Genomic DNA, 26975 nt, shown 5'->3' with positions numbered 1-26975 from the left:
TGGTTTGCGTTGCATCGAGCACGGCAACCTGATCGACGACACCACGATACGAAAGTTCGTAGAGAAAGACGCCTACCTGGTGCCCACGCTTGTCACCTATCAGGCGATGGACGAAATCGGAATGCAGATCGGTATGACGGCCGGCAGCCACGCGAAGAACTCCGAGGTACTCGATGCTGGTCTATCTGCTCTCGAAGCCGCGTATCGCGGCGGGGTGAATCTGGTCTACGGCTCCGATCTGATCGGCGAAATGCAGGTGCGCCAACTCGATGAGTTCGCCATCAGGTCTGAGGTGCAACCGGCGATCGAGGTGATCCGGGCCGCGACCACCACCGCGGCACGCCTGCTCGGACTCGAAGGCCGGATCGGCGTCGTCGAACCCGGCGCCTACGCCGACCTCATCGTGGTCGACGGCGATCCCATCCAGAACATCGACGTGCTCACCCATCCGGAGCGGCACCTGTCGCTGGTGATGAAGAACGGCGCCGTCTACCGCGACCGATTGTGACCCCGCCAACGCCCACACCTCCACCGCCACACGACGGCGCGGCCGCACTCGCCTTCGTCCGCAAAGCCAGCATTGCCTTGTGCGACACCGGCGTTCCGATCACCCATATCACCGAGCGAATGCAGGCGATAGCGGCTGCTTACGGTCTGCCCGACACCACCGTCTTCGCTCTGCCCACGGGGGTGTTCGTCCGCGCGCCAGATGGGCGGGTCGATGTCCAGCGGGCGTTCGGCATCTCGGTCGGTGGTGCGCCGTTTCGGCTCGATCAACTCACCGACCTGCAAGAGCTCCTCGACGACGCGACAGCCGGACGAATCGGCGCCGCGGCCGCGTTGGATCGACTCACGGCGATCGAGAACTCCCCCGCGCGATACCGGCCGGCAGTGGTGGTGCTCGGATACGCACTGTTCGGCACCGGTTTCGGACTGCTACTCCAACCACCCGCGGCCGCGTTGCTGTTGTTCGCCGTCTTGTCGGCAATCGTCGGTGTCGCCGGTCGCATACTCGGCAGCCACCCCCGACTCGGCGTCATCTATCCCACCCTCGCGGCATTCGCTGTCACCTCGATTGCATGCCTGTGCGCCCCACGCTTGGGTCTGACGCCGACACGCGCCCTGATCCCACCGCTGGCCTCGATGCTGCCGATGGCCGCCGTCACCTACGCGGTCATCGACTTGTCCACCGGCGACGCGATCGCCGGTGCCGCCCGGCTCGCGAACTCCGCCCAACGTCTCGTACTGCTCGCGTTCGGGGGGTACGCAGCGATAACTCTCGTGCACGTGGACACGGTGACCCCGCGACACACTCTCACGTGGGGTCCATGGCTCGGAGTCGCTGTCTTCTGCCTCGGAATGGCACTGACTCAGTCCGCGCTACCCGGCTCGGTGCCTTACCTGTTCGCCGTCGCCTACGCCACGTTCGCTGTCCAGTTCGGTGCAGCCCACCTCGGCGGTCCCGTGCTCGGCGCGTTCGCCGCAGGCGTCGCCAGCGTGGTCACCGCCGGCGCCCTCTACCGACTACCGCACGCGCCACCGTTCTATGCCGCGTTCGTGCCCGTGTTGTGGCTGATCGTTCCCGGAGCCGCCGGCCTGCAAGGAGCAATCGATCTGCAAACCCAGGGATCCCGCGACGCCGTGCACGAAGCAGGCCTCGCCGCCATGCTGATCATCGCACTCTCGATCGGCATCCTCGTGGCGACGATCATCAGGCCGAGGCTCGTCGGACGGCGCGAATCGGCCTCACCCCGCAAATGACTCTTGAAACCGTCACGGGTGGGGCCCCGACTCGGGCTAGAGCCGGAGGACATCAGTTCGTCGGAACGTGGCGGCTAAGGAAGTCGAGTTGGTCGGCGATGTTGCGTTCGAAGTCCGCTCCGACGTATATGTCGAAGTGCCCGGCATCGTAGAGCTTGATCTCGCCGCGGGGAGCCTGGGCGGCATATTTCTGGGTCGGTTTGGCGGGCGCGACAGTATCGTTTTCGCAGATAGCGAAGAAGATCGGACACGACACGTTCCGGGCTTGACGGCCAGGGAAGTGCCGGATGATGCCCAGGCCGAAGCGGGCCGCCACATCCTTGGGCACTTGCAGACCTTCGGGTATGAGCGCCGTCACTCCAGAGACGCTGTCAGGTGAGGACATCAGCGAGGCCGATCCAGGCGGACCGTAGCTCGGCACCATCACTGGCGGACGTCCGAGCCGGGCCCCGAGGGCATCGCGCACGGCAAGGGCGGTGACCTTCACTGAGCTCAGGGGCGGGATGGCGATTGCGGAGGCGAACCCATCGGTGAACGGACACTGCGAGATCGCGGCAGCGATGCGCTTATCCTGGGCGGCGGTAATTATCGAGTGACCGCCGCCAAATGAGGTGCCCCACACCACGACTCGAGCAGGGTCTATGCCGTCGAGAGTTCGTGCATATGAGACCGCGCTGCGCCAATCCTGCAGTTGTTTGTCTATGTCTAGTAGTTGGCGCGGTTCACCAGCGCTGGCACCGAAATGGCGATAGTCGAACACCAAACAGGCGTAACCAGCGGCGGTGAATCGTTCAGCGAAGGCATCGAGGCGCATTTCCTTCACGCCGCCAAGACCGTGGGCCATCACGATCACCGGACGCGGATTGTCCTTGGACATCTGGCGTGGCGTGTAGAGCCAGGAGGCGCAGGATTCGCCGCCAGAGCGAAATGTCACGTCGGCCCGCTGGTGCTGTTCTTTGTTCGCACCGGATTCATTGAGTTCAGTCATTGCGAAGTCTCCTCGGTTAGTGGCGTGGAAGATCGGAGAATTGCACTGCGGCCCTTGAGCTCCTTGCGCAGAATCTTGCCGGAGGACGACTTGGGGATCGCATCGACGAAGTCGACCATCCGAATCCGCTTATGTGGTGCGATGCGCTCACGCACCCAATCGATGATCTCGTCGGAGGTTGCGTGCGCCTCAGCCTGGAGCGCGATGAATGCGCGCGGAATCTCGCCAGCGGCTTCATCTGGGTGGGCGACGACTGCCGCGTCTGCGATCGCCGGGTGGGTCAACAGGAGCGCCTCAAGTTCGGCGGGCGGCACCTGATAACCCTTGTACTTGATGAGTTCCTTCAGACGGTCGACCACGTAAACCTCTTGTCGCGGTCCGACTTCGACGATATCGCCGGTGTGCAACCATCCGTCCGGTGTGATGGTCACCGCGGTCGCGGATTCGTTGCCCAAATATCCGCGCATCACGTTCGGTCCCCGCACCAGCATCTCGCCTGATCTGGTGCGTCCACCCGGCACGTCAGGCACTTCCTCGCCGGTCTCGACATCGACAACCTTGAATTCGACGTTGGGCACGGCGATTCCGACTGACCCGAACGAGATACGGTCGTCCTCGAGGGGCGTGATGTGCGAGAGCGGGCTGAGCTCGGTCATGCCGAAGCCCTGCATCAGTTGCGCGGGAACGCGTTTCAGCAGCGCTTTGCCCAACGCCTCATCCAAAGGAGCAGCGCCGGTGAGGATCTGCCGAACCGACGACAGGTCATAGTCATCGACCATCGGATGTTTCGCCAGACCGACCGCGATCGGCGGCGCGATATAGAGGTGTGTGATCCGTTCTGCCGCGATCTGTTCGAGGAACGTTTGCAGATCCATCTTCGCCATCGTCACCAACGTCGCCCTCCGGTACAACGCCACGTTCATGATGCAGTTCATGCCGTAGATGTGAAAGAACGGCAAGACGCCCATGACCCTGTCGCCGGGACTGAGGTCAATCGACGCCGCGGTCTGCATTATGTTCGCCACGAGATTGCGGTGAGTCAGCATGACCCCCTTAGCCATCCCGGTGGTGCCCGACGAATACGGCAAGGCCGCGAGGGCAACGTCGGGATCGACTGTGACTTGCGGTGCGACCCTGCCCTCCCCGACCAGATCGGCCAGCGAGGCATGGCCTTCCGCCCCGTCGAGCACGATGACGTGCTCCGTGTCCAGGCCGGCGTCGGTCGCACCTGCCAGCGCATTGGACAGCAGCGCCGAGATCGTCACGTACATCTTCGTCTTCGAGTCAGCGAGCTGCTTGGCGATCTCAGACGGTGAGTACAGCGTGTTGATGGTGGTGACAGTCGCGCCGGCTCGCAGCACTCCGAAGAACGCGGTGACGAATGCCGGAGAGTTGGGTATCTGCAGTGCGATGACGTCACCGGGCGCGATTCCGCGGGCGGCGAGTGCGCCGGCGAACGCGTCGGCCTGCGACTTGAGTTCGCCGTAGGTCAGCGCAGCTGTTCCGTCGGTGACCGCGACTCTTTCTCGGTCGTCTTCGGAGAGAGTGCCGAGGACAACGGTGTAAACGTCCTCGTCTGGGATCTCGACTGGCGGATATTTGCTCGTGTAGACCATAGTTCTCTTTCGAGTTCTGTTGTGCGCCTGATTGTTTAAACCCGGAACAGCCGGGAGCCGCGGAATCGTGCGGCCGTGGAGAGATCAGGCTCGGAACGCCTGGTTGAAGATGCCAGGAAGCTTGCCCCAGGAAGGCTTCGCCGCAAAGCGTGTGAGCCGCTGCGCGACTCCCTTGGCCGACTTCGCAGTGACGAACCAGGCGGGCTTCGGTGACAGTGCCATCTCACCGCCGGAAACCGATCGCGGGAACGGCCTGAACGGGCCAGTGATGACGCTGCGCTCCACGTCCTCTAGAAGGTGCGAGTTGTGCACGATCCCGATGCCAGAGCCAACGTCGTGCAGGGTGTTGCCGGGGTACGCGCCCCAAGACAACGTGGGCACGAGGAACCCGATAGCGCTCCACACATTGATGCCGATGGTCCCGTAGCGCAGACCGGTGATCGCTTCCTCGAACTTTGCTCCCATGGCTTTTCGGTCCGCCGGCGCGACGATCATGCTGGCACCGAGTGTGCCGTCAAGCTTGTCATTGGAGAACTCGATTGCCGCACGCAGGAAGTCGATCCCCTCCCCGGGCAGTTCGGTGTGCGCCAGGACAGGGCCGAAGTACTCGGTGGTGAGCGCCTCCTGCGACGTCGACTCATCGACCTTGAGCAGTATCCGACCGCCCAGGCGCTCTGCATCCGGGTACGCACTCTCGACGTTCGCGATTTTCTTGTCGGTGCCCGGGTACCACGAGGTCCGGGCGGGCAGTGCGGCGATGACCCGACGGAGTTCAGCGAGGAACTGCTGCTTCTGCGGCCAGTCGGCGGAGATGATCAGCGCCTGCCCTCCGATGCAGTTGTGCCCGCAGTTGTGGAATCGCTGCGTCGCAACATGTTCGGCCTGGAATCGCAGGTCATCGTCGTCCCACTGGCCGGGTACGACGATGATCGGCGAGACCCCGCCGAGCTCGCTGGTGATCGGCTTGTCGAGTTGGGGCTCACCCTCCTTGTCGGTGAGCGATCCCCACACGATCATGTCGTGGGTGACACCGCTGCCAGTGATGTGTACGTGGCCAATGCCCGGGTGCGCAGTCAGATATTGGCCGACCTGCGCAGCACCGTTGACGATCCGCAACAACCCGGCGTTGATCAGCGGAGCGAACGCTGCCGTGTATGCGTCGGTGAGACCGGCGAAGGTCGGGTTCAGCTTGAGCACGCTGACGCGGTTATAGGCGATCAGCTCGTAGAGGACGTCGAGCGGGCCTATCGCGGAGATATTGCCGGCGCCGAGAACCAGTCCAACGCCGCCGTTCTCTCTCAGCCGTTTGGCCCCGAGGCCGGCGGTGCGCCGGGCTTCGTCGGCGGAAATCCCGGGCTTCAACCACAGCTCACCCTTGAAACCGTTGAAGAGGTTGTACTCGAAGGCATCGCCCGGAAGCATCGTGAACGCAGTCCGGTCACCGTGTGCGGTACGGGATTTGAGCCCCGAGGCCGGCGACTTACCGTCGGCGATCTTCGACAAGCTGTCGATCACGGCCGCGAACCCCGACAGCGTGGCGTACGGCCCCGACATCCACTCCTCTCCCTCGAGCGGTCCATCCGGAATCCCCTTGGCAGCGGTCGCGGCGTCAACCCATGCACCGGCGTTGTCGGCGATGGTGCGCCGCGTCCGCTGGAGAAGAGTGATTCGCTCGGGCAGCCCCATCACCGACCAGCGCTGAGCGCCGGCGGTGAGGTCATCGATCGCGGTGTCCATCTCCGCCTCGGTGGCGAAGGCGGCTTTGTACGTGGTGGTCATGGGTGTCCTGTCGAGGGTTGTTCGGGAGTGGTTACTGATCGGTGGGCCGGCCGGCAACCGGGGAACCGCGGAATTCGGCCTTGACGCCTTTGAGCCCACGCTCGACGGCCTGATCCATCATTCTCTGGCCGTTACGGTCGAAGTACCTACGCACAATCGTCAGCCGCGTGAGCTGATTCGGGATCTTCAGCAGCCATGACGCGATTCGGACCACCATCTCAGCCCACGGGACTGGAGCGACACCAAGGCAGTCGCGGAAGTCGCCATTCGGCACGGTCCGGGTCATCCTGGGTGCCAGCAACTGTCGCGCGACGGCCTGATTGATGGCGCGCGACCCGCCGAACGATCCCATCCGAGTTGAGCCGTCGATCACGTTCTCTGTCAACGCTGCGCCCATGGTGTTCGGCTCATACAGGCATTGGTGCTCTCGCGATTGCAGCTCGAACTCCTCAGCGTGCGTGCGGCCGAGCAGCTGATTGTTGGCGCCCTCGATTCGGGCCACCCAGCGCCACATCAGCGCGAAACCGTCACGTTCCTCCTGGCTGACCACACCCCCGGCGAACTCCACGACATTCACCCGGTACTGCCCAAAGATATTCGCGCAGGCGGCGGTGGCCAGCTGACTGAGCGGCGCACCCAGGTCATAGCGAGTCCAACGACCGCTGCGATGGATTCCGAGGCGGATCATGGTGTGCATCAGACGGATTCGGACCCACACTATCCATCGATCACCACCAGGCAGCATTCCGTCAGCGTCGAGCGCGCCAAGGAATCCGACGGCGGTTTCCAGCATCCGTCGCCGGTAGTCGCCGCCGTTCGATAGCCGGCCGGTCGCACCCATCACCTCCGCCGTGGCCGGATCGATGTACGTGAACGGCAACGCCGAGAGCATCCCGATCTGCATACCGAAAGGATTGCGACGCCCCATGCTGGCACCCGCCCGCAGCGAGTCGATGTCGAACCACGACGGCAGCGTCTCGACATCCTTGAAGAACGCGACCGCCTCGGGGACACCCTCGGCCTCCAGCGACCGCGCGTTGGCATAGAGGTCGCCACCCATCAGCTTCTTGGCCCGCATGAGCTCGACCAGGTCCTCAGCGAGCGGATCGCCGACGTGATTCCACGCTTCGAGGTCGACCTCGGCGGGATCGAGGTACACCTCCGAACCGGGGGTCCGAGCGAGTTCGGTCAGTGCCGAGACGCGATCAGCCAGGTCCGAGCTGGCTGGTTGAGATTCGGTGTTATCGACGAACGTGGTCATGGGGTGTCTCCTCTGTTCTTAAATCAGAGTCGGACTCTAATATAGAGTGAGTGTCTAGTCTAGAGTTTGACTATAAATAGTGAGGATTTGGCTGGTGACCGTATGAATCCACCTGGTGCACTACCTGCCGGAGAGGGACAGGCCCGGCTGGCGCCGCCCGCTGCGTCCGCGTTCGGCCGACTACGATCGGCAGCAATGACGGTTCAGAAAGCGCCCGATCCGGCTATGGCACGTGGCGAGCGCCGGCGCGCGAAGACGCGAGCGGCAATCATTTCCGCGGCCGAAGACTTGCTTGCGCATACCGGGCCAGAAGCGGTCCGTATCGAAGATGTCGCGGTGCGAGCGGGCGTGTCACCCGCCTCGGTGTATGTGCACTTCGGCACCAAAGACGGGCTGGTAGCTGCAACCACTGAGCACCTGCTCGATGTCGGCGCGGCGGGGCTGGCCGCCGCCTACAGCACCGAGGGCCGAGCGCTCGACCGCGTCATCGCGACAGGCACCGAATACCTGCAAGTGCTTGTCGACCACCCCGCCCTCATCCGATACCTCACTGCGCGAACACTGCGGTCCACCGGGACGGTGTCAGAGGCGGAAGCACGGATAGATGCGCAGATCGAGGGTATGCGCACTACCTTCCAGCAGCTGCTCCAGCAGGCAGTCGACGACGGCGATGTAGAAGCCGTCGACGCCCGGCTGATGTCGTACTTCTTGTCAGGCGCGTGGGTCGGCGTGGCGGCGCTGTCGCTCGAGGGGAACAACCGCCCGCTCACTTCCGACGATGTGAAGCGAGCTGGATTGCAGGCACTTGAAATTCTCACCCGCGGCGCCTCGTCGGCGTCTCCGAACAAACAAAAAAGCAGTCCAGGCACCATTTCTGGTTGCTGAACTGCTTCTCGTTTTGAGCTTAATCGCTCGTGGTGGGCGAAGGGGGACTTGAACCCCCACGTCCCGAAGGACACTGGCACCTGAAGCCAGCGCGTCTGCCATTCCGCCACTCGCCCGTGGCATCCGAATCGGCCGTTCGATCGAAGATCGGCCACCCGATGAGGACTGCAAGACGATAACAGTCGCCGAGCGCTCGCCCCAAATCGCCGCCGATCACCTGCGACGATGGCTGAGGCGTGTGTGACGGTCGGTACAGGTGTTGTTTATAGAGCCGCGCGGTCTCGACGCACTCGGTATCATCAAATTTCGGAATAATCACGCCGACACGCGGAACGATTCGCAGTGTCGGCCCGTTGGCGTCATACATACGGAAGGGAGGCCGCGATGGGAATCTTGCAACGCATCGAGCGAAAGCTCGAAGGCGCCGTCGACGATGTCTCCGCCCGGGTGTTCGGCGGCAAAGTGGCGCCTCAAGAAGTTGAGGCCGCCCTGCAGCGAGAAGCGCTCGACAGGCTCGAGAGCTGCGGCGACGGCACCAAACTGGCACCCAACCGGTACGACATCGTCCTCGGCGAAACCGACCATCGACGGCTGGCCGCCGAGTACGAACTCAATCGCAAGACCTTCTCTAAGCACCTCGAGAGCTACATCCGTGACAACGGCTGGCAAACTTATGGGGACGTCGTCGTCGAGTTTCAGTACTCCCCGACGCTGCACACCGGCCAGTTTCGTGCGCACGGAGCTGTTGACCCAGACGCGGCACCAATGCCAGTGTCATCAGCAGCTCAGCCCGTCCCGAACCGCCAAAGACCACCTTCAATGCACACAGAAGCAGGAGCCAGGCCGATGACTCAGAACTCCGGATACGATCCGCGCGGAGGCTATAACCAGGGTGGTCAGGGCTACCGCCCTGAGCCCGAGCAGCAAGGCGGACAACAGGGCTACGGAGCGGCCGGCTACGACCAGGGCGCCCAACAGGGCTACGCCGACCAGGGCTACAGCCAGCAGCCCGCCTACGACCAGCACTACGGCCAGCAGGGCGGTTACGACCAGGGCTACGCCGACCAGGGTCAGCAAGGCTATGCCGACCAGGGTCAGCAGGGCTACGCGGACCAGGGCGGCCAGCAGGGCTACGCCGACCAGGGCTACAGCCAGCAGGGCTACCAGCAGCAGCCCGCGTACGACCAGGGCTACGGCCAGCAGCCCGCCTACGACCAGGGCGGCCAGCAGGGCTACGCCGACCAGGGCTACGGCCAGCAGCCGGGTTATGACCAGCACTACGGCCAGCAAGGCTACGCCGACCAGGGCTATGCGCAGCAGCAGCCCGGAGGCTACGACCAGGGCCAGTACGGCGCCCCGGCCGGCTACGCACCCAGCGCCATCACCCTCTACCTCGAGGACGGCAGCAACCGCACCTTCCAGCTGCGCGACGGCTCCAACGTCATCGGCCGCGGCCAGGACGCCCAGTTCCGCCTCCCCGACACCGGCGTCTCGCGTCGCCACGTCGAGATCCGCTGGGACGGCAACTCCGCACTCCTCAACGACCTGAACTCGACCAACGGCACCACCGTCAACGATGTTCAGGTCAGCAGCTGGGAACTCGCCGACGGCGATCGGATCCGGGTCGGGCATTCCGACATCACCGTCCGATTCTCCTGACCAACCCCTACCGCGCCCCGCGAGAATGACACCTCTGTCGTCGCGGGGCCATAGGATGCTTTCGAGCACCGGGAGCGCCATCTGCGGAGCGGCTGCCACTGCGGTCCGCCCAGCCCGCGTAAACACACGGACGACGAGGAGGTGACGGCCGCATGCAGGGAATCGTGTTGCAACTGACCCGCATTGGGTTTCTGCTGCTGCTGTGGCTGTTCATCTGGGTCGTTGTGCGCGCGGTGCGTTCGGACGCCTACTACGCCACCGGGCAGCGTCCGCTGCCGCGCGCGGCGCGCAAGGCGGCTCCACCGGCCCGGGTGCGCGGCGGCGCGCGATTCCTGGTGGTCACCCACGGCGCGCTGGCGAACACCCGGATCACCCTCGGTGACCAGCCGGTGCTGGTCGGCCGGGCGCACGATTCCACACTGGTGCTGGCCGATGAGTACGCATCCGACCGGCACGCACGACTGTTCCGCCGCGGCGACGACTGGTACGTCGAAGACCTGGGCTCCACCAACGGCACGTATCTGGACCGCTCCAAGGTGACCACCGCTGTGCGGGTTCCGCTGGGAACGCCGGTTCGGATCGGCAAGACCGTAATCGAGTTGCGCCCGTGACCCTGGTATTGCGCTACATCGCACGCAGCGATCGCGGCCTGGTCCGCTCGAACAACGAAGACTCCGCCTACGCCGGGGCGCGCCTGCTCGCACTGGCCGACGGCATGGGCGGCCATGCCGCGGGCGAGGTTGCCAGCCAGCTGGTGATCCAGTCGCTCCGGCCGCTCGACGACGACGAGCCCGGCGACGACCTGCTCGGCAAGCTCGAGCGCGCGACGCACGACGGCAATGTGGCGATCGCTGATCAGGTGGCCGAAGCGCCTGAGCTCGACGGCATGGGCACCACGCTCACCGCCATCCTGTTCGCCGGCTCTCGGATCGGCCTCTGCCACGTCGGCGACTCGCGCGGCTATCTGCTGCGCGACGGAGTGCTCGAGCAGATCACCCGCGACGACACCTTCGTCCAGACCCTGGTCGAAGAGGGCAAGATCACGGCCGAGCAGGCGCATTCGCATCCGCAGCGGTCGCTGATCATGAAGGCGCTCACCGGGACCGAGGTCGAGCCGACGCTCACCATCCGCGAGGCCCGCGCCGGCGACCGTTACCTGCTGTGCAGCGACGGCCTGTCCGACGTCGTCACCGAAGAGACCATCGCCGACACGCTCGCCGAAATCGAGGACCACAAGCAGTGCGCCGACCGGCTGATCGAGCTGGCGCTGCGCGGCGGCGGACCGGACAACGTCACCGTGGTGGTCGCGGATGTCGTTGACGACCAGTACGGCGAGTCACGGCCGATCCTCGGCGGCGCCGTCGGACATGACGACGGCGACTACGTCCCCGACCCCAGCACGGCCGCCGGTCGTGCCGCCGCACTCCGTCCCCCGGCAGGCAATCGTCGGCGCCCGTCCGTGCTGACTTCGGACGAGCCGCATCCGCGCCGACCCCGTCGCACCTGGGTGATCGTCGCCGTTGCGGTCGCGACACTGCTGGTGCTGGTCGCCGGTGCGATCGCGGCCCGATCGATCATCCGATCCTCGTATTACGTCGGCGAGAACAACGGCAACGTGGTCATCTATCGCGGGCTGCAGAGCGACATCCTCGGCATCAAGATGCACAACGTCGACGCCGTGACCTGCGTCGAGAACTTCACGACCACCACTCCGTCCGTCCGGGTCGTCGGCAAGTCCTCCGCACCGGCGGATTGCCGCCCGCTGCGGATGAGCGATCTGACGCCGGCCGGTCGCAACAACGTCACCGACTTCAAGCCGAGCTCGAAGGGCAACGCCGAACGCGCGGTGCAGGCGCTGCTGTCGGACGGCACGCTGCTGCCCGCCTGCGAGAGCCAGACTCCGACGCCGACCGTCACTCCCCCGCCGCCCGGCGCACCCGCCACCGTGCCCCCGCCGGCACCGCTACCGCCGGGTGAGACTTCGCCCGCGCCGACAACTCCGGGAGCCCCGCCGGGTCCGGCCACCGCTGCGCCGACGACGACCAGCCCAGCGGCTCCGAGCGGTGAGAACCCCACGACCGCGACCGCGTGCCGGGAGCAGTGATGGTCGCTTCTTCAACCGGCGCCGAGCCGCGCACCCAGACCGGGCGGAATCTTGAGCTGATCCTGCTCGGGGCATCCAGCGTCGTCGTGGCGGTGGCCCTGATCATCGTCGAGGCCGCGCAGTCCCAGGGCGTCAGCTGGGACCTCGCCAAGTACTTTGTCGCCTACCTCGTGCTCTTCGGCGCCGCGCACCTGGTGGTGCGACGATTTGCGCCACATGCCGATCCACTGATCCTGCCTATCGTCGCCACCCTCAACGGGCTCGGCCTGGTGATCATCCATCGGCTCGACCTCGGCTCGGGCAACAACACCGGCGGCGACGCGGCCAGCAAGTCCAGCGATGCCAATCAGCAGGTGCTGTGGACCGTGCTGGGCCTGGTGATCTTCGGGGTGATCCTGGCCGTGCTGCGCGATCATCGGACGCTTTCGCGGTACAGCTACCTGCTCGGTATCGGCGGCATCGTCTTCCTGGCGATCCCGATCGTGCTGCCGGCGTCGATGTCGGAGATCAACGGCTCCAAGAACTGGATCAAGACCGGCGTCTTCAACATCCAACCGGGCGAGTTCTCGAAGATCCTGATCATCATCTTCACCGCGGCCCTGCTGGTGGCCAAGCGCGACCTCTTCACCACTGCCGGAAAGCATTTCCTCGGCATGGACCTGCCGCGCCTGCGCGATCTCGCCCCACTGCTGGTCGCCTGGGTCGTGGCCATCGGGGTGTTCGCGATCGAGAACGACCTCGGCCAGCCGCTGCTGATCTTCGCGACGATCCTGTCGCTTCTCTATGTCGCCACCGAACGCATCAGCTGGGTCGTCATCGGCGTCGTCCTGTTCGCCGCCGGAGCGATCCTCGCCTACCAGCTGTTCCCGCATCTCCAAGTGCGCGTGCAGATCTGGCAGGACCCGTTCAAGTACTTCAACGACATCGGTTACCAACCCTCGCAGGCGCTGTTCGGCCTCGCCACCGGCGGACTCTTCGGCACCGGCCTCGGCTCGGGACGGCCCAACATCGTTCCGTTCGCCAACACCGACTTCATCATCAGCTCGATCGGAGAAGAGCTCGGCCTCGTCGGCCTGGCGGCGATCCTGATGCTCTACCTGGTGCTGATTTCCCGCGGGCTGCGCACCGGCATCACCGTGCGGGACAGCTTCGGCAAGCTACTCGCGACCGGACTCGCGTTTTCCATTGCGGCACAGTTGTTCGTCATCGTCGGTGGAGTCACCAAGCTGATCCCGCTCACCGGTGTCACCACCCCGTTCCTGTCCTATGGCGGGTCATCGCTGCTCGCCAACTACATCCTGGTGGCCATCCTGCTGCGTGTCTCGAATGCCGCGCGTGAACCCGACACCGCCAAGCCGGGCGGACCGTCCATCGCCAGCGCCAACACCCAAATCGTGAGGCGCACATGAACATTCCGATTCGACGCGTCATCATGGTGGCCATCGTGCTGGTGGTTATCCTGATCGCCAACGCCACCTACGTCCAGGTCTTCAAGGCCGACAGCCTGGTGAACAATCCGCACAACAACGGCCGGGTGCTGCTCGACGAGTACGCCCGCCAGCGCGGGCAGATCACCGCCGGCGGCGATGTCATCGCGGTCTCGCACGCAACCGACGACCGCCTGAAATACCTGCGGAGCTATCCGGAGCCGTGGGCGGACGCCTACGCGCCGGTCACCGGCTACTACTCCTTCACCTACAACAGCTCCGGCCTGGAGCAGGCCGAGAATTCGGTGCTGTCGGGCAACGACGACCGCCTCTTCGGTCAACGCTTCCTCGACATGTTCTCCGGTCGGGATCCGCGCGGCGGCAACGTCATCACGACGATCAACCCGAAGATGCAGCAGGCAGCCTGGAACGGCATGCAGCACGGCTGCAACGGGGTCTGCCGCGGCGCGGTCGTCGCCCTGGATCCCACCACCGGCGCGATCCTGGCGATGGTGTCCAGCCCGAGCTACGACCCGAACCCGCTGTCCAGCCACGACGGCGACGAACAGCAGAAGGCATGGGCGTCGTACGACCCCGCCGCGCCGGACAGCCCGATGCTCAATCGCGCACTGCGCCAGACCTATCCGCCGGGATCGACCTTCAAGGTGGTGACGACGGCGACCGCGCTGGCACAGGGCGTCGACCCGGACAGCACCCGGCTGACCGCGGGCAGCGGCATCAAGCTGCCGGGCACCGACACCACGCTGACCAACTACGCCGGCGAGACCTGCCCCGGTTCCTCCGGCGGCCAGGTGACGCTGCGCCAGGCCTTCCAGTACTCCTGCAACACCGCATTCGTGCAGCTGGCCACCACCCGACTGCAGAATCCGATCAGCAGCGTCGAGAAGCAGGCCAGCGCGTTCGGTATCGGCTCGGATGCGCCGAGCGTGCCGCTGTCCGTGGCCAATTCGCAGTTCGGCGATCCCGCGAATCTGGCGCAGTTGGGCATGAGCTCGATCGGTCAGTTCGACGTCTCGATCACGCCGCTGCAGAACGCCATGATCGCGGCGACCGTGGCCAACGGCGGCACGCAGATGAAGCCCTATCTGGTCGACAAGCTGCAGTCGCCGGATCTCAAGACCCTGCACACCACCAAGCCCAGCTCGATGGGCACGCCCATCAGTCCCCAGGTGGCGCAGCAGCTGACGTCGCTGATGATCGACTCCGAGCGACACACGGCCGGTGCCACCCCCAACATCGCGTCCAAGACCGGTACCGCCGAGCACTCGAACACCTCTGCGGCCGAGGACGAGACGCCGTACGCCTGGTACATCGCCTTCGGGCCGACGTCGAACGCCAAGGTCGCGGTCGCCGTGCTGGTCGAGAACGGCTCCAAGGGATTCGACACCACCGGCAGCTCGTCCGCCGCGCCCATCGGCCGCGCGGTGATCCAGGCGGGAACGGGGGCCTGAAGAATGAGGACTTCTTTTGTGACTGAACGTAATTCGACTGCCGCGTCCGGTATCGCGGCGGTGGGAACAGAGTGGAGTGACCGATGAGTTTGCAGAGCGGCGCGATGATCGCCGACCGCTACCGCCTGATGCGGCTGATCGCCACCGGCGGAATGGGCCAGGTGTGGGAAGGACTCGACACCCGGCTGGACCGACGTGTCGCGATCAAGGTGCTCAAGTCCGAGTTCTCCGACGATCCCGAGTTCCTCGAGCGCTTCCGTTCCGAGGCGCGGACCACCGCGCAGCTGAACCACCCCGGCATCGCCAACGTCTTCGACTACGGCGAGACGCCCGACCGGTCCGGCGGCAGCCCGCTGGCGTACCTGGTCATGGAATTGGTGAACGGTGAGCCGCTCAACGCCGTCCTCGCCCGCGTCGGGCGGCTGTCGTTGAACAACGCCCTCGACATGCTCGAGCAGACCGGCCGGGCGCTGCAGGTGGCCCACCAGAACGGTCTCGTGCACCGCGACGTCAAGCCGGGCAACATCCTGATCACCCCGACCGGCCAGGTGAAGATCACCGACTTCGGTATCGCCAAGGCCGTCGACGCCGCCCCGGTCACGCAGACCGGCATGGTGATGGGCACCGCGCAGTACATCTCGCCGGAGCAGGCGCTCGGCGAGGACGCCGTGGCTGCCTCGGACGTCTACTCGCTGGGCGTCGTCGGCTACGAGGCGATCTCCGGACGCCGGCCGTTCGACGGCGACGGCGCGATCACGGTCGCCATGCGCCATATCCGCGAGACGCCGGCCCCGCTGCCGGCCGACCTCCCGGCCGGCGTGCGCGATCTGATCTCGATCGCCCTGTCCAAGACCCCCGCGCAGCGCTACCACGACGGCGGCGAGTTCGCCGACGCCGTGGCAGCGGTACGAGCCGGTCATCGGGCGCCGCGGCCCGGCGGCGCCGCCATCGTGGGCCCGCCGACGGCCGGGACCCAGGTCCTCACCGGCGCTCCCAGCCCGGCGCCTCGGGCCGCCGCCCGTCCGGTCGTTCCGCCGCCGCACGATAACCGCTGGACCACCGGTCAGAAGGCCCTCGCCGGAGTCGCCGTGCTGCTGCTGATCGCCGCTCTGGTGGCGGTCGGACTGGTGGTTGCCCGGTCTAACGACAACAATGGCAGCGTCGATACAACCACCACGGCCCCCGCCGTGACCACCACCGACGAACCGACGACGACCACGAGTCGCCACACCACGTCGGAGACGACGACCACCACCACGACCACCACGACCGAGCCGACTACGACCACCACCACGACGACCAACGGAGGCATCGCCGTGCCGTGCATCCCCGGAACCGCGTTCCCGCCCGGGTGCGTCCAGGGCATGCTCGATCGCGACTGGGGCAACAACGATTCAGGTGGCGGGAACACCGATCGATGAATACCCCGCAGCACATTTCTGATCGCTACGAACTCGGCGAAACCCTCGGTTTCGGCGGGATGAGCGAGGTGCACCAGGCACGTGACCTGAGGCTCCATCGCGACGTGGCGATCAAAGTGCTGCGCGCCGACCTGGCCCGCGACCCCAGCTTCTATCTGCGCTTCCGTCGCGAGGCGCAGAACGCCGCGGCGCTGAACCACCCGACGATTGTCGCGGTGTACGACTCGGGCGAGGCCGAGACCGAGTCGGGGCCCCTGCCGTACATCGTGATGGAGTACGTCGACGGCGAGACGCTGCGCGACGTACTGCGCCGCGAAGGGAAGGTGGCACCCCGGCAGGCCATGCTCTGGATCGCGGATGTTGCTGCGGCGCTGGAATTCTCGCACCAGAACGGGATCGTCCACCGCGACGTCAAGCCGGCGAACGTGATGATCGATCGCACCGGCGCGGTGAAGGTGATGGACTTCGGCATCGCCCGCGCGATGGCCGACGGCGCCAACACCATGACCCAGACCGCGGCGGTCATCGGCACCGCCCAGTACCTGTCCCCCGAGCAGGCCCGCGGCGCGTCCGTGGACGCCCGCAGCGACGTTTACTCCCTGGGTTGTGTGCTCTTCGAGCTCCTCACCGGTCAGCCGCCGTTCACCGGAGACTCCCCGGTCGCGGTCGCCTACCAGCATGTCCGGGAAGATCCGCCGACCCCGTCGTCGATCGATCCGGAGATCCCGCCGGAGCTCGACTCGGTGGTTCTCAAGGCGATGGCCAAGAACCCCGACAACCGCTACCAGTCGGCCGCCGATCTGCGTTCGGAACTGGTCAAGGTGCTCGCGGGCGGCAAACCCAGCGCGCCGATCGTGATGACCGACGCCGATCGCACCGAACTCATCGATACCCCCGTCCGGGCGCGTTCCGTGCGGGTTCCGCCCAATACCGATGTGCCCGACCATGATCCGCGACGGCGACGGCTGATCGGGGCGATCCTCGCGATCACCGCGCTGGTCGTGCTCAGCGCGCTGCTGATCACCAGGCCGTGGTCGGACGGAGCCCAGGTGACGGTCAATCCGGTCGCCGGTGACTCCGAGGCGAATGCCCGCGCGTCACTCACCGCGCAGGGCTTCAAGGTCGACGACGCGGTCATCAACGAGAACAGCAACACCGTGGCACCGGGCCTGATCACCCGGTCCGATCCGGGCCAGGGCAACAAGGTGCACAAGGGGTCGACGGTCCGGCTGTTCCGGTCGATCGGCCCGAAGTCGGTGCAGGTGCCCGACCTCAAGGGCAAGACCCCGGACGAAGCTGTCAACGAGCTCAAGAACATGGGCTTCGCCTCGCCCGCGCCGGTCACTGTCGCGTCCGACATGAAGATGAAGGGCAAAGTCGTCGGAACCGATCCACCCGTCGGCACCACGCTCGCCGTGAACCAACCCATCCGCGTCCAGGTCGGCGGTGGGCCGCTTCGGGTCTCGGTGCCTGATCTCACCGGCCAGACCGTGGACGCCGCAGAAACCAACCTCAAGCAACTGAAGCTGCAGATGCACGAAGTCGACGTCGACAGCACACTGCCGGCCGGGCAGGTCGTCAGTTGGTCGCCCGGAACCGGCAATCAGGTCGACCAGGGCTCCGCCGTCACTGTCAACGTCTCGCTCGGCAATCAGTTCCGGATGCCGGACCTGCGCGGCATGAGCCAGGATCAGGCGACGCAGACGTTGGCAGGGCTCGGTTACAAGGTGGCGCTCACCGCGAACGGCGTCAGCGTCGGGCTGGGCAATCCGGGAATAGGCAAGGTGGTCAATCAGAGTGCGCCACCGGGGTCTGTGGTCAAGAACACCGACCCGATCACCGTCGGTATCGGCCAACTGTCGATCCTGCCCGGCGGATAGTTAACGCGCCGGGGGTCGCCCGGTCGGCGCGCTAGGCCCCCGGGGCCGGCGACAGCGCCGCAGCCACCTCGGCCTCGAGCCGGCTGACCAGCGCCTCGTCGAATGTCCAGCCGCAGCGCGCCAGCCAGTTGGCGAGCATCCGGTGCCCGCCCTGCGTGAGCACGCTCTCCGGGTGGAATTGCACGCCCTCGATGGCCAGCTCGCGATGACGCAGACCCATCACCACGCCCGTCTCGGTGCGGCCGGTGACCTCGAAGACGTCCGGCACCGTTTCCGGCAGCACGGTCAGCGAGTGATACCGCGTCGCGGTGAACGGATTCGGCAGCCCGGCCAGCACTCCGTGGCCTTCGTGGAACACCAGAGAGGTCTTGCCGTGCAACAGTTCCGGGGCGCGGTCGACCGTGCCGCCGAACACCGCACCGATCGCCTGATGCCCGAGGCACACGCCGAGGACCGGGGTGCCGGCCTCGCCCGCCGCCGTGACCATCGGCATCGTCGCGCCGGCCCGCTGCGGGGTGCCGGGTCCGGGGCTGAGCAGGATGCCGTCGTAGTCGGCGGCCACCGCGGCCGGGTCGGCGAGGCGCTCGTCGTCATTGCGCCAGACGTCGCACACGACTCCCAGCTGCCCGATGTACTGCACCAGGTTGTAGACAAAGCTGTCGTAGTTGTCGACGACGAGGATCTTCACCCGACCAGCGTACTCATCGGTCCTGCGGTCGATCGATTCCATATCGACCGAGCTTGTGCGTTACTTTTGTACTGAACTGTATTTACAGAACTGCCGCTCTGCGGCGGGGTCTACCGCTAGGAAGTCATGCCCAAGTCAAAAGTCCGGAAGAAGACCGACTACACGATCAACACGGCCAATCGCACGCCGGTGAAGGTCAAGGTCGGCCCGTCGAGCACCTGGTACGTGGCGCTCATGCTCGGCCTGATGCTGTTCGGGCTGCTGTGGCTGATCGTGTTCTATCTCGTCGCCACCCCGTCGAGCCTCGGCGCCGACGGCAAGGTCCTGCATTGGATGTACGCCCTCGGCTCCTGGAACTTCCTGATCGGCTTCGGGTTCATGGTCGCCGGCCTCCTGATGACCATGCGGTGGCGCTGACCTGCGGATTCACATACTCACAGCCTCGTAAGAACATGTGTGTAATTCATCCCCACTGGGGATAAGTCCTGTGGATAACTCTCAACAGACCTCCTGGGCCACCCCGAAGCCCGCGGCGTGGGGCATGCTCATCGGCGGTATCGCCCTGATCATCGCCGGCATTCTCAGCGGTGACCTCGCCGGCCTGGTGCTGCTGCTGTGCGGCGGCGGCGCCCTGGCCGCATTCGGCGCCGGATCCCTGATCTCGCGGCCGCGACTGGCCATCGTCGACGACGGACTGCGCGTCCGCACGATCGCCGGGGCCAGCAGCTACCGGCGCGACGAGATCGTGCGGATCCGCATCGTGAAGTTCCCGAGGTTCGGGCGGAAGGTCGCCCATCTCGAACTCGAATTCACCCGACCCGATGCCGGTTCATCCGGCGCCGATACCCGACTGGTGGTGTTCGGCCGCTGGGATCTGGGCACCGCGCCCGCAGATGTGGCCGACGCCCTGCGCCACGCCGGTCTGCGGGTCGACGCGCCGCGCGACTGACCCGGCTGGGGATCAGCGCCCGAGTGCCGCCGCCACGCCCAGCAGCGCGGTCACGACGACCAGGCCGCCGAGGGTCACCCACGTCAGCCGGTTGATCAATGCCGCCCGACCGGACCGACCATCCGGCACCAACCGCGGCAGATAGACGATGGCCGCCATCGTGAGCGTGCCGAACACCAGCCCGCCGAGGTGATCCCACAGGGAGATGCCCGGCACCGCCAGGGTGATGAAGAGGTTCAGCGCGATGATCACCACGATCTGCGTCGGCGGCTGACCGCCACGCACCACGATCACCAGCAGCGCGCCCAGCAGCCCGTAGATGGCCCCCGACGCGCCGGCGGTCAGCGTGTTCACATCGCCCAGCGCGAGCACGGCCGCGGCGCCGCCGAGCATCGAGATGAAATAGACACCGGTGAATCGTGCTGTGCCCATGAACTTTTCGAGCTGCGCGCCGATCAGCAGCAGCGCGATCATATTGGCCGCGATATGCCAGACCGACAAATGCAGGAAGCCCGACGTGATCAGCCGGTAGTACTCGCCGTCGGCGACCTTCGGTTCGAAGAGGCCGCCGTTCCACAGGATCCGGCTGTTGAGCGCGGTGAGCGCCGAGGTGTGCGCCTGCAGCGCCGCGACGATGTACACCACGACATTGATCGCGATCAGCGTGTACGTGGCGTACGGGGTGGTGGCACCGACCTGCCGGACCCGCGGCGTCTGCCGGGCCGCGGCGCCGACGCAGTTACGACACAACTGACCGACCGGCGCCGGACTCAGACAGTCCGGACAGGCCGGGGTTCCGCAGCGCGAGCAGGCCAACAGTGTCGGCCGGTCCGGGTGCCACCGGCAGACCGCGCCACCGGGACCGGTCGCGCGGTCTGCTGGGTGGGTCAAGTCGCTAGGCGATCGTGATCTTCTCGATGACGACCTCGTCGACCGGACGATCGCGACGATCGGTCGCGGTGGTCGCGATCGCGTCCACGACCTTCTTCGACTCCTCGTCCTCGACGATGCCGAAGATGGTGTGGCGACGGTTCAGGTGCGGGGTCGGACCCACGGTGATGAAGAACTGCGAGCCGTTGGTGCCCGGTCCGGCGTTCGCCATCGCGAGGATGTACCCCTCGTCGAACTGCAGCTCGGGATGGAACTCGTCCTCGAACTCGTAACCCGGGCCGCCCATGCCGGTGCCGGTCGGGTCGCCGCCCTGGATCATGAAGCCGTCGATGACGCGGTGGAACACCGCGCCGTCGTAGAACGGGCCGGACGCGGTGCCGGCGGCGTTCGGCTTGCTGTACTCCTTGCTGCCGTCGGCGAGGCCGACGAAGTTCGCCACGGTCTTCGGCGCATGGTTGCCGAACAGGGCGATGGCGATCGGGCCCCGGTTGGTGTGCAGGGTTGCGGTTGCGGTCTTGGCTGCTGCTTTACTCACGCGCTCCATCGTGCCATGCGCCGACCGGCACCCGTAGCGATCCGCCACCAACACCCACTGGCACGGCATCCCGACGCGCGTCATGCCCATAACGGGCGATCGTGGCAAGGTGTAGGCACCGCCGACCCGTCATCTTCCTGCAAGGAGCATTCATGGCCGCCCCCACGTCCGCCACGACCTCGACCGGGCGCTCCCGGCGTTCGCCCCTGAAGGCCCTGGTGCTCAGCGGGGGTCTGGTGGCCGTCGGCGCCCTCGGATACCTGGCCGCCCGGCGTGCCCGCGGCGCGACTCCCGCGGTCGCTCCGGAGCCACCGCACGTCGCTGACGTGCCCTCGGCCGGCGACTGACCAGCCACTGGGCACCACCGCCCGCATCCGACCGGTACCTTGTAAACCGTGAGCGGACCAGATAGCAATCGCCCGGCCGGGCCCCCGTCGCAGCCTCCGCGGCGGCCGAACCCCCCGGCCGCCGGCGGACGTCCGACCCCGCCACCCCGCGGCCAGCGGCCCGTCGCACCCCCGCCGGCCGGCAACGGTCCGGCGAAATTCGGGCCCGGTGGAGCGGGTCCTGGGAACCCGCCGCCCCCGCAGCGCCCCGCCGGCCCCCCGAACAAGCCCCCGGTCCAGCGCGACCCTGTACTCAACGGCCCCGCGGCCGGCATCGGCGAGCAGGGACTCGATTCCGCGGTCGGCGCGCGCGCGTATTCGCAGGTGCCGCCGCCGGGCAATCCGCCGCCCGGTGCACCACCGGTCAACCCCCGCCCGGCCGCGCGGCCCGCCGGCCCGGTCGGTACGCCACCGCCGCCCAAGCCGCCCGTCGTGACCGGTACCGCGGTCGATCCGAAGACGGCCCCGCCCCCTCGTCCCGCTGCCACCTCGAAGCCCCAGGATTCCGCCATGAGTGCCACCCCGGCGCCCAACTACACCAACCGACTGGCCATCGCCGCCATCGTGTTCTCGATGCTGTTCGTCACCGCCATCGCCGGCGTGATCTGCGGCCATGTGGCCCGCCGGCAGATTCGTGAGACCCGCGAGCACGGCGATTCGCTGGCCGTGGCGGCCCTGTGGGTCGGCTACATCGGTCTCGCCGCCGAGATTCTGGCCCTGATCGGCTACACCTGGATCGTCGCCCGCGGCAGCTGATCCTGCCCGACCCGGCTGATCGGCCGAGGGCTACCGGCTCCCGGGCGCGATCGGGGTCGTCGGATGCGACGACATCGGACGTGATGGCATCGAGCTCGGCGCCATCGATCCGGAGTTCGATCCGCTCGACGAGGGTGCCGGGCTGGACGCGATCGGCGCCTTGTGGGTCGTCGGCGTGTGGACGATGTCGATGTAGATCGACTGGTTGTTCTGCACCGGGTAGGTCCGATAGGTGAACTCCAGGGGCGTCAGCGTCTCGATCGGCGAGCTGCGGGTGAACCGCACCTTCCCGTTCTCGTCCTTGGCCGTGATGATGCGGGTCTTGCCGTCCGGCGTCAGCTTCCAGTCCCCCTGCATCTTCGGGGTGTCGTCCAGGTTGTACATCGCGAAGGTGCCGTCGGCATCGAAGTAGGCGTAGCCGACGTAGGTCTTGACATCCGGATCGCTCAGGGCGCGCCTCTTGCCGGCGTTGTCGACGGCACCGGTGGTCTCCCAGGAGGTCGACGAGAGGATCTGGGAAGGCGTCTGGGTGGCCGACGACGATGCCGCAGCCGAGGACGTCACGGAAGAGGTGGAAGAGGAACTGCTGCTCGAGCTGTCGTCGCTGCAGGCGGCGAGGGGAATCAGAACAGCGGCGGCGGCCGCGATGGCGGAAATGACCCTTTTCGTCGTCATCCGACCAGGACTACCACAGCGCATGGGGCGCGGGTGGCGGCTCGGGCATTATCGATCTCTGTGGAGCCTAGGAGATTCGAACTCCTGACATCCGCCTTGCAAAGGCGGCGCTCTACCAACTGAGCTAAGGCCCCGGACGCCGGCCTGCTGGTCGACTGGGTTCTGATGGTGGGCCTAGGAGGACTTGAACCTCCGACCTCTTCGTTATCAGCGAAGCGCTCTAACCGCCTGAGCTATAGGCCCGTGAACCGAGATGAAAGGCTACCGGAGCGACCGCGAATCAACCAAAACGCGTCGTCAGCGCGGTTCTTTCGAACGCCGTCAATCGCGGTCGGCAAGGGTGATCTCGATGCCCCCGACCAGGTCTGCGCAGATGTTGTAGATGATCGACCCGACGGCGGCCAGCGCGGTCACCAGCACCGCGCTCACCGCGCCGATCAGCGCCGCGAAACCGAACACCGTTCCCGCGCCGATGGTCGTATCGCTCGAGGAGTCACTGGTGGTGATGCTGCCGAGCGAATCGTTCAGCGATCCCCAGACGCCCATACCGTCCATGATCAGATACAGCACCGCGACCGCGACCATCCAGACGAAGAAGCCGACGATCGACACGACCGCGGTGATCTTCAGGGTCGCCCACGGATCGATCCGGCGGATCTGCACTGCTGCGCGCAGCGGAGCGCGCCCGTTGGTGGGCACGCGATCGGTGACCGCGCCGACCCGCTTGGGGCCCTCGGCCTCGGCCGGCGCGGGCGCACTCTTCGCATCGAGCACCTCGGTCGCCGCCGCGGCGCCACCCGCGGCCGCCTTCGGCGCGGACGCAGTCGGCTTGTCCCGCAACGAATCCGGGATCGCAGTGCCGGTGATCATCGTCCGCGGGCGGTTACCGCCGGCCGGCTCTTCGGGCGAGGTCTTCGGCGGCTGCGCGGCCGCAGATTTCTTGGCATCCACCGCCGCGGGCGGGGTGCGATCGAGTGCCGACGCCTGTTGCGGCCGATCACCCGTCGCGGGCGGCGCCGGCCGCTCGCCGGGCTTCCCGGTACCCCGCTGCCACGGCGGAACGCCGCCGGGTCCGGTGCCGGTCTTCGCCGCACCCCCGGCCGCCGCCGCGGCAGCCGCCGCCACCTCGCCTGCCGACGCGCGCGGCCTGTCGCCGCCCGCGGGTTTGTTGGCGGGCTTGCCGGACGGCTGGTCGTCGGGCTTGTTGGTGCTCAACACGTCATCCTTCACTCCGGGGGCTCGCCGTACCGGCACGGTACGGCGCTCGGCCTTCGATCGCCCAGCCTACTTCTTGCCGCCTGAAGCGCCCGGCATTCCGCCTGCTTCCTGGTCGTCGACGTCGGTCTCGTCCGCGTTGCGAGCAATCGCGACAAGGACCGTTCCCTCGTCGAGATTCATCAGGCGCACACCCTTGGTCTGACGTCCGGCCTTGCGAACCTGCTTGGCCGCCGTCCGGATGACGCCGCCGCCCGAGGTGATCGCGTACAGCTCGGTGTCGTTGTCGACGATGAGCGCGCCGACCAGATCGCCGCGGTTCTTGTCGTGCTGAATCGTCAGCACACCCTTGCCGCCCCGACCCTGCACCGGGTAGTCCTCCATCGCCGTGCGCTTGGCATAGCCGCCGGAGGTCGCGACCAGCAGGAAGGTATCCGGCACCACGACATTGAGCGACAGCAGCTGGTCGTCGTCGTTGAACCGCATGCCCTGCACGCCCGAGGTGGCGCGGCCCATCGGCCGCAGCGCCTCGTCGGTCGCACTGAAGCGGATCGACTGACCCCGCTTGGACACCAGCAGCAGATCGTCGTCGGACGAGCACAGCTGCGCGCCGACGAGTTCATCCTCGCCCCGCAGGTTGATCGCGACGATGCCGCCCGACCGGTTGGAGTCGAAGTCGGCGAGCTTGGACTTCTTCACCAGTCCGCCACGGGTGGCCAGCACCAGATAGGGCGCGTCGTCGTACGACTTGATCTGGATGACCTGAGCGATCCGCTCTTCCGGTTGGAACGCAAGGAGATTCGCGACGTGCTGGCCGCGCGCGGTGCGGTTGGCCTCGGGCAGGTCGTACGCCTTGGCCCGGTAGACCCGGCCCTTGGTGGTGAAGAACAGGATCCAGTCGTGGGTCGAGCACACGAAGAAGTGCGCGACGATGTCGTCCTGCTTGAGGCCGGCTCCCTGCACGCCCTTGCCGCCGCGCCGCTGGCTGCGGTACAGGTCGGTCTTGGTGCGCTTGGCGTAGCCGGTCTCGGTGATCGTGACGACCACGTCCTCCCGGGCGATGAGGTCCTCGTCGGTCACATCGCCTTCGGCCGCAACGATTCTCGTGCGACGCTCGTCGCCGAACTTCTCGACGATCTCGGTGAGTTCGTCGCGAACGATCGCGCGCTGGCGCTCGGGCTTCTCCAGAATGTCCTTCAGATCGGCGATCTCGCGCTCGATCTCGGCCAACTCGTCAATGATCTTCTGCCGCTCGAGGGCCGCCAGGCGCCGCAGCTGCATCGCGAGGATCGCGTCGGCCTGGATCTCGTCGACGTCGAGCAGCGACATCAAGCCGGTGCGGGCGATGTCGACGGTCTCGCTGCGTCGAATGAGGGCAATCACTTCGTCAAGCGCGTCAAGGGCTTTCACCAGACCGCGCAGGATATGGGCCCGCTCCTCGGCCTTGCGCAGCCGGTACCGGGTGCGACGCACGATCACGTCGATCTGGTGCGCCACGTAGAACCGGATCATCTGATCCAGGCGCAGGGTGCGCGGCACGCCGTCGACGATCGACAGCATGTTGGCGCCGAAGCTGGTCTGCAGCTGGCTGTGCTTGTAGAGGTTGTTCAGAACCACCTTGGCGACCGCGTCGCGCTTGAGCGTGACGACGATCCGCATGCCGGCGCGATCGGACGATTCGTCGTCGATCTTGCTGATGCCCTTGAGTTTTCCGTCCGCCACCTGCTCGGCGATCGAGCGGATCATGTTGTCCGGATTGACCTGGTACGGCAGCTCGGTGATCACCAGCGTGGTGGTGCCCTTGCTGTTCTCCTCGATCTCGACCACACCGCGCATGCGGATGGAGCCGCGACCGGTCGCGTAGGCGTCCTTGATGCCCTGGCCGCCGACGATCAGGCCCGCGGTCGGGAAGTCCGGGCCCTTGACGCGTTCCATGCAGGCGGCGAGCGTGGTCTCCTCGTCGGCCTCATGGTTGTCGAGAGCCCAGAAGATCGCGTCCGCGATCTCGTTGAGATTGTGCGGCGGGATGTTGGTCGCCATGCCGACCGCGATGCCGCCCGAACCGTTGATCAGCAGGTTCGGGACGCGGCTCGGCAGGACCAGGGGCTCCATGGTCTTGCCGTCGTAGTTCGGCGTGAAATCGACTGTCTCTTCCTGGATGTCACGCAGCATCTCCATCGCCAGCGGCGTGAGACGCGCCTCGGTGTACCGCATGGCCGCCGGACCGTCGTCGCCGCGCGAACCGAAGTTGCCCTGCCCGTCCACCAGCGGGTACCGCAGCGACCACGGCTGGGCGAGGCGCACCAGCGCGTCGTAGATCGCGGTGTCTCCGTGCGGGTGGTAGTTGCCCATCGTCTCCGCAACGGGTTTCGCGGACTTCACGTAGCCGCGGTCGGGCCGGAAGCCGGCGTCGTTCATCGCGTAGAGCAGGCGGCGGTGCACCGGCTTGAGGCCGTCGCGAACCTCCGGCAGCGCGCGGCCCACGATGACGCTCATCGCGTAATCGATGTAGCTGCGCTGCATTTCCTGCTGGATGTCGACCGGTTCGACGCGGTCGCCGGAGCCCTCGGTGGGCGGCAACGTGGTGTCGGTCATGATCTCCTCTTCGGATCTGCCGCTGGTGCCGA

The 26975-nt window shown here is 66.4% G+C and carries 25 protein-coding genes and 3 tRNA genes; 15 read left to right on the top strand and 13 right to left on the bottom strand.

Annotation, left to right across the window (positions count from 1 at the left end):
• On the top strand, positions 1-508 hold a 508-nt coding region (locus G341_RS0101580; protein WP_018177349.1), incomplete at its 5' end, for an amidohydrolase family protein.
• Positions 505-1761 (top strand): threonine/serine exporter family protein, encoded by a 1257-nt coding sequence (locus G341_RS0101575; RefSeq protein WP_162140693.1) that lies wholly within the window; start codon positions 505-507, stop codon positions 1759-1761. The genes G341_RS0101580 and G341_RS0101575, both read left to right, overlap by 4 nt.
• Before the next feature lie 52 nt (positions 1762-1813).
• Here the strand turns inward: G341_RS0101575 and G341_RS0101570 are convergent, their stop codons facing one another.
• The 4 genes from G341_RS0101570 to G341_RS0101555 all read right to left on the bottom strand — a co-directional run bounded on the left by G341_RS0101570 (position 1814) and on the right by G341_RS0101555 (position 7405).
• On the bottom strand, positions 1814-2749 hold the full coding sequence (locus tag G341_RS0101570; RefSeq protein ID WP_018177347.1) for an alpha/beta hydrolase: 936 nt from the start codon (positions 2747-2749) through the stop codon (positions 1814-1816).
• A complete protein-coding gene (locus tag G341_RS0101565; protein WP_018177346.1) occupies positions 2746-4365 on the bottom strand; it encodes an AMP-binding protein in 1620 nt (539 codons plus the stop codon). Before G341_RS0101565 ends, G341_RS0101570 begins: the two co-directional genes overlap by 4 nt.
• Positions 4366-4449: 84 nt before the next feature.
• A complete protein-coding gene (locus G341_RS0101560) occupies positions 4450-6144 on the bottom strand; it encodes an aldehyde dehydrogenase family protein (RefSeq protein WP_018177345.1) in 1695 nt (564 codons plus the stop codon).
• A 31-nt stretch (positions 6145-6175) separates the two neighbouring features.
• Positions 6176-7405, bottom strand: a complete 1230-nt coding sequence (locus tag G341_RS0101555; protein WP_018177344.1) for an oxygenase MpaB family protein — start codon at positions 7403-7405, stop codon at positions 6176-6178.
• 195 nt (positions 7406-7600) lie between these two features.
• On the opposite strand from G341_RS0101555, the gene G341_RS20670 reads away from it, so the two are divergent.
• Positions 7601-8290 (top strand): TetR/AcrR family transcriptional regulator, encoded by a 690-nt coding sequence (locus tag G341_RS20670; RefSeq protein WP_162140692.1) that lies wholly within the window; start codon positions 7601-7603, stop codon positions 8288-8290.
• A gap of 30 nt (positions 8291-8320) precedes the next feature.
• Here G341_RS20670 and G341_RS0101545 read toward each other — a convergent pair.
• A tRNA-Leu gene (locus tag G341_RS0101545) sits at positions 8321-8406 on the bottom strand.
• Positions 8407-8674: 268 nt separating this feature from the next.
• Here G341_RS0101545 and G341_RS0101540 point away from each other — a divergent pair.
• From G341_RS0101540 to pknB, 7 genes are all read left to right on the top strand, one after another.
• Positions 8675-9949, top strand: coding sequence for an FHA domain-containing protein (locus tag G341_RS0101540; protein WP_026303117.1), 1275 nt, complete (start codon positions 8675-8677; stop codon positions 9947-9949).
• A gap of 152 nt (positions 9950-10101) precedes the next feature.
• Positions 10102-10560, top strand: a complete 459-nt coding sequence (locus G341_RS0101535; RefSeq protein ID WP_018177340.1) for an FHA domain-containing protein FhaB/FipA — start codon at positions 10102-10104, stop codon at positions 10558-10560.
• Entirely contained in the window at positions 10557-12053 is a 1497-nt protein-coding gene (locus tag G341_RS0101530) for a PP2C family protein-serine/threonine phosphatase (protein ID WP_018177339.1), read from the top strand. The genes G341_RS0101535 and G341_RS0101530 overlap by 4 nt, the downstream gene beginning before the upstream one ends.
• Complete coding sequence (locus tag G341_RS0101525) at positions 12053-13462, top strand: FtsW/RodA/SpoVE family cell cycle protein (protein WP_018177338.1); 1410 nt, start codon at positions 12053-12055, stop codon at positions 13460-13462. Before G341_RS0101530 ends, G341_RS0101525 begins: the two co-directional genes overlap by 1 nt.
• Positions 13459-14952: a penicillin-binding transpeptidase domain-containing protein gene (locus tag G341_RS0101520; protein ID WP_018177337.1), complete on the top strand. Its 1494-nt coding sequence runs from the start codon at positions 13459-13461 to the stop codon at positions 14950-14952. Before G341_RS0101525 ends, G341_RS0101520 begins: the two co-directional genes overlap by 4 nt.
• 83 nt (positions 14953-15035) lie before the next feature.
• A complete protein-coding gene (locus G341_RS0101515; RefSeq protein WP_081622383.1) occupies positions 15036-16373 on the top strand; it encodes a protein kinase domain-containing protein in 1338 nt (445 codons plus the stop codon).
• On the top strand, positions 16370-18253 hold the full coding sequence (gene pknB, locus G341_RS0101510) for a Stk1 family PASTA domain-containing Ser/Thr kinase (protein ID WP_018177335.1): 1884 nt from the start codon (positions 16370-16372) through the stop codon (positions 18251-18253). Before G341_RS0101515 ends, pknB begins: the two co-directional genes overlap by 4 nt.
• A gap of 31 nt (positions 18254-18284) precedes the next feature.
• Here pknB and G341_RS0101505 read toward each other — a convergent pair whose 3' ends face one another.
• Complete coding sequence (locus G341_RS0101505) at positions 18285-18941, bottom strand: aminodeoxychorismate/anthranilate synthase component II (protein WP_026303116.1); 657 nt, start codon at positions 18939-18941, stop codon at positions 18285-18287.
• Between the two features lie 126 nt (positions 18942-19067).
• Here G341_RS0101505 and crgA point away from each other — a divergent pair, with 126 nt between their 5' ends.
• The gene (crgA, locus tag G341_RS0101500) at positions 19068-19358 is read left to right on the top strand and encodes a cell division protein CrgA (protein WP_018177333.1); all 291 of its coding nucleotides are present in this window, start codon (positions 19068-19070) and stop codon (positions 19356-19358) included.
• 70 nt (positions 19359-19428) lie between these two features.
• Positions 19429-19890, top strand: a complete 462-nt coding sequence (locus G341_RS0101495; RefSeq protein WP_026303115.1) for a PH domain-containing protein — start codon at positions 19429-19431, stop codon at positions 19888-19890.
• Positions 19891-19902: 12 nt separating this feature from the next.
• Here the strand turns inward: G341_RS0101495 and G341_RS0101490 are convergent, their stop codons facing one another.
• Positions 19903-20781, bottom strand: a complete 879-nt coding sequence (locus G341_RS0101490; protein WP_026303114.1) for a rhomboid family intramembrane serine protease — start codon at positions 20779-20781, stop codon at positions 19903-19905.
• A gap of 4 nt (positions 20782-20785) precedes the next feature.
• Positions 20786-21316 (bottom strand): peptidylprolyl isomerase, encoded by a 531-nt coding sequence (locus G341_RS0101485; protein ID WP_026303113.1) that lies wholly within the window; start codon positions 21314-21316, stop codon positions 20786-20788.
• A 152-nt stretch (positions 21317-21468) separates the two neighbouring features.
• On the opposite strand from G341_RS0101485, the gene G341_RS0101480 reads away from it, so the two are divergent.
• Together G341_RS0101480 and G341_RS23690 are read left to right on the top strand one after the other, a co-directional pair.
• Complete coding sequence (locus G341_RS0101480) at positions 21469-21663, top strand: hypothetical protein (protein WP_018177329.1); 195 nt, start codon at positions 21469-21471, stop codon at positions 21661-21663.
• 48 nt (positions 21664-21711) lie between these two features.
• On the top strand, positions 21712-22458 hold the full coding sequence (locus G341_RS23690; protein ID WP_155826701.1) for a DUF4190 domain-containing protein: 747 nt from the start codon (positions 21712-21714) through the stop codon (positions 22456-22458).
• A gap of 30 nt (positions 22459-22488) precedes the next feature.
• Here G341_RS23690 and G341_RS20660 read toward each other — a convergent pair whose 3' ends face one another.
• Complete coding sequence (locus tag G341_RS20660; RefSeq protein ID WP_018177327.1) at positions 22489-23022, bottom strand: DUF4822 domain-containing protein; 534 nt, start codon at positions 23020-23022, stop codon at positions 22489-22491.
• Between G341_RS20660 and G341_RS24105 the strand changes: the two genes are divergently transcribed.
• Positions 22988-23221 carry a hypothetical protein gene (locus G341_RS24105; protein WP_245556884.1) on the top strand — a complete coding sequence of 78 codons (234 nt, stop codon included), beginning with the start codon at positions 22988-22990 and terminating at the stop codon, positions 23219-23221. The genes G341_RS20660 and G341_RS24105 overlap by 35 nt on opposite strands.
• Here the strand turns inward: G341_RS24105 and G341_RS0101465 are convergent.
• The 4 genes from G341_RS0101465 to gyrA all read right to left on the bottom strand — a co-directional run bounded on the left by G341_RS0101465 (position 23195) and on the right by gyrA (position 26943).
• Positions 23195-23267, bottom strand: a tRNA-Ala gene (locus tag G341_RS0101465). The genes G341_RS24105 and G341_RS0101465 overlap by 27 nt on opposite strands.
• A 32-nt stretch (positions 23268-23299) precedes the next feature.
• Positions 23300-23376 (bottom strand) — tRNA-Ile (locus tag G341_RS0101460).
• 78 nt (positions 23377-23454) lie between these two features.
• Positions 23455-24348: a DUF3566 domain-containing protein gene (locus tag G341_RS24100; RefSeq protein ID WP_026303112.1), complete on the bottom strand. Its 894-nt coding sequence runs from the start codon at positions 24346-24348 to the stop codon at positions 23455-23457.
• Between the two features lie 69 nt (positions 24349-24417).
• The gene (gyrA, locus tag G341_RS0101450; RefSeq protein WP_018177325.1) at positions 24418-26943 is read right to left on the bottom strand and encodes a DNA gyrase subunit A; all 2526 of its coding nucleotides are present in this window, start codon (positions 26941-26943) and stop codon (positions 24418-24420) included.
• Between the last annotated feature and the right edge of the window lie 32 nt (positions 26944-26975).

The organism is Jongsikchunia kroppenstedtii DSM 45133 (genome assembly GCF_000380485.1).
GTDB classification, from domain to species: domain Bacteria; phylum Actinomycetota; class Actinomycetes; order Mycobacteriales; family Mycobacteriaceae; genus Jongsikchunia; species Jongsikchunia kroppenstedtii.
Note: the sequence above shows the minus strand (reverse complement) of the source record. Positions and strands in the feature narration are given on the sequence as shown.

Bases quoted from the DNA above. Each gene is read 5' to 3' on its own strand.
- G341_RS0101570 (WP_018177347.1), bottom strand. From the start codon at position 2,749: ATGACTGAACTCAATGAATCCGGTGCGAACAAAGAACAGCACCAGCGG.
- G341_RS0101565 (WP_018177346.1), bottom strand. From the start codon at position 4,365: ATGGTCTACACGAGCAAATATCCGCCAGTCGAGATCCCAGACGAGGAC.
- G341_RS0101560 (WP_018177345.1), bottom strand. From the start codon at position 6,144: ATGACCACCACGTACAAAGCCGCCTTCGCCACCGAGGCGGAGATGGAC.
- G341_RS0101555 (WP_018177344.1), bottom strand. From the start codon at position 7,405: ATGACCACGTTCGTCGATAACACCGAATCTCAACCAGCCAGCTCGGAC.
- G341_RS20670 (WP_162140692.1), top strand. From the start codon at position 7,601: ATGACGGTTCAGAAAGCGCCCGATCCGGCTATGGCACGTGGCGAGCGC.
- G341_RS0101540 (WP_026303117.1), top strand. From the start codon at position 8,675: ATGGGAATCTTGCAACGCATCGAGCGAAAGCTCGAAGGCGCCGTCGAC.
- G341_RS0101535 (WP_018177340.1), top strand. From the start codon at position 10,102: ATGCAGGGAATCGTGTTGCAACTGACCCGCATTGGGTTTCTGCTGCTG.
- G341_RS0101525 (WP_018177338.1), top strand. From the start codon at position 12,053: ATGGTCGCTTCTTCAACCGGCGCCGAGCCGCGCACCCAGACCGGGCGG.
- G341_RS0101520 (WP_018177337.1), top strand. From the start codon at position 13,459: ATGAACATTCCGATTCGACGCGTCATCATGGTGGCCATCGTGCTGGTG.
- G341_RS0101515 (WP_081622383.1), top strand. From the start codon at position 15,036: ATGAGTTTGCAGAGCGGCGCGATGATCGCCGACCGCTACCGCCTGATG.
- pknB (WP_018177335.1), top strand. From the start codon at position 16,370: ATGAATACCCCGCAGCACATTTCTGATCGCTACGAACTCGGCGAAACC.
- crgA (WP_018177333.1), top strand. From the start codon at position 19,068: ATGCCCAAGTCAAAAGTCCGGAAGAAGACCGACTACACGATCAACACG.
- G341_RS0101480 (WP_018177329.1), top strand. From the start codon at position 21,469: ATGGCCGCCCCCACGTCCGCCACGACCTCGACCGGGCGCTCCCGGCGT.
- gyrA (WP_018177325.1), bottom strand. From the start codon at position 26,943: ATGACCGACACCACGTTGCCGCCCACCGAGGGCTCCGGCGACCGCGTC.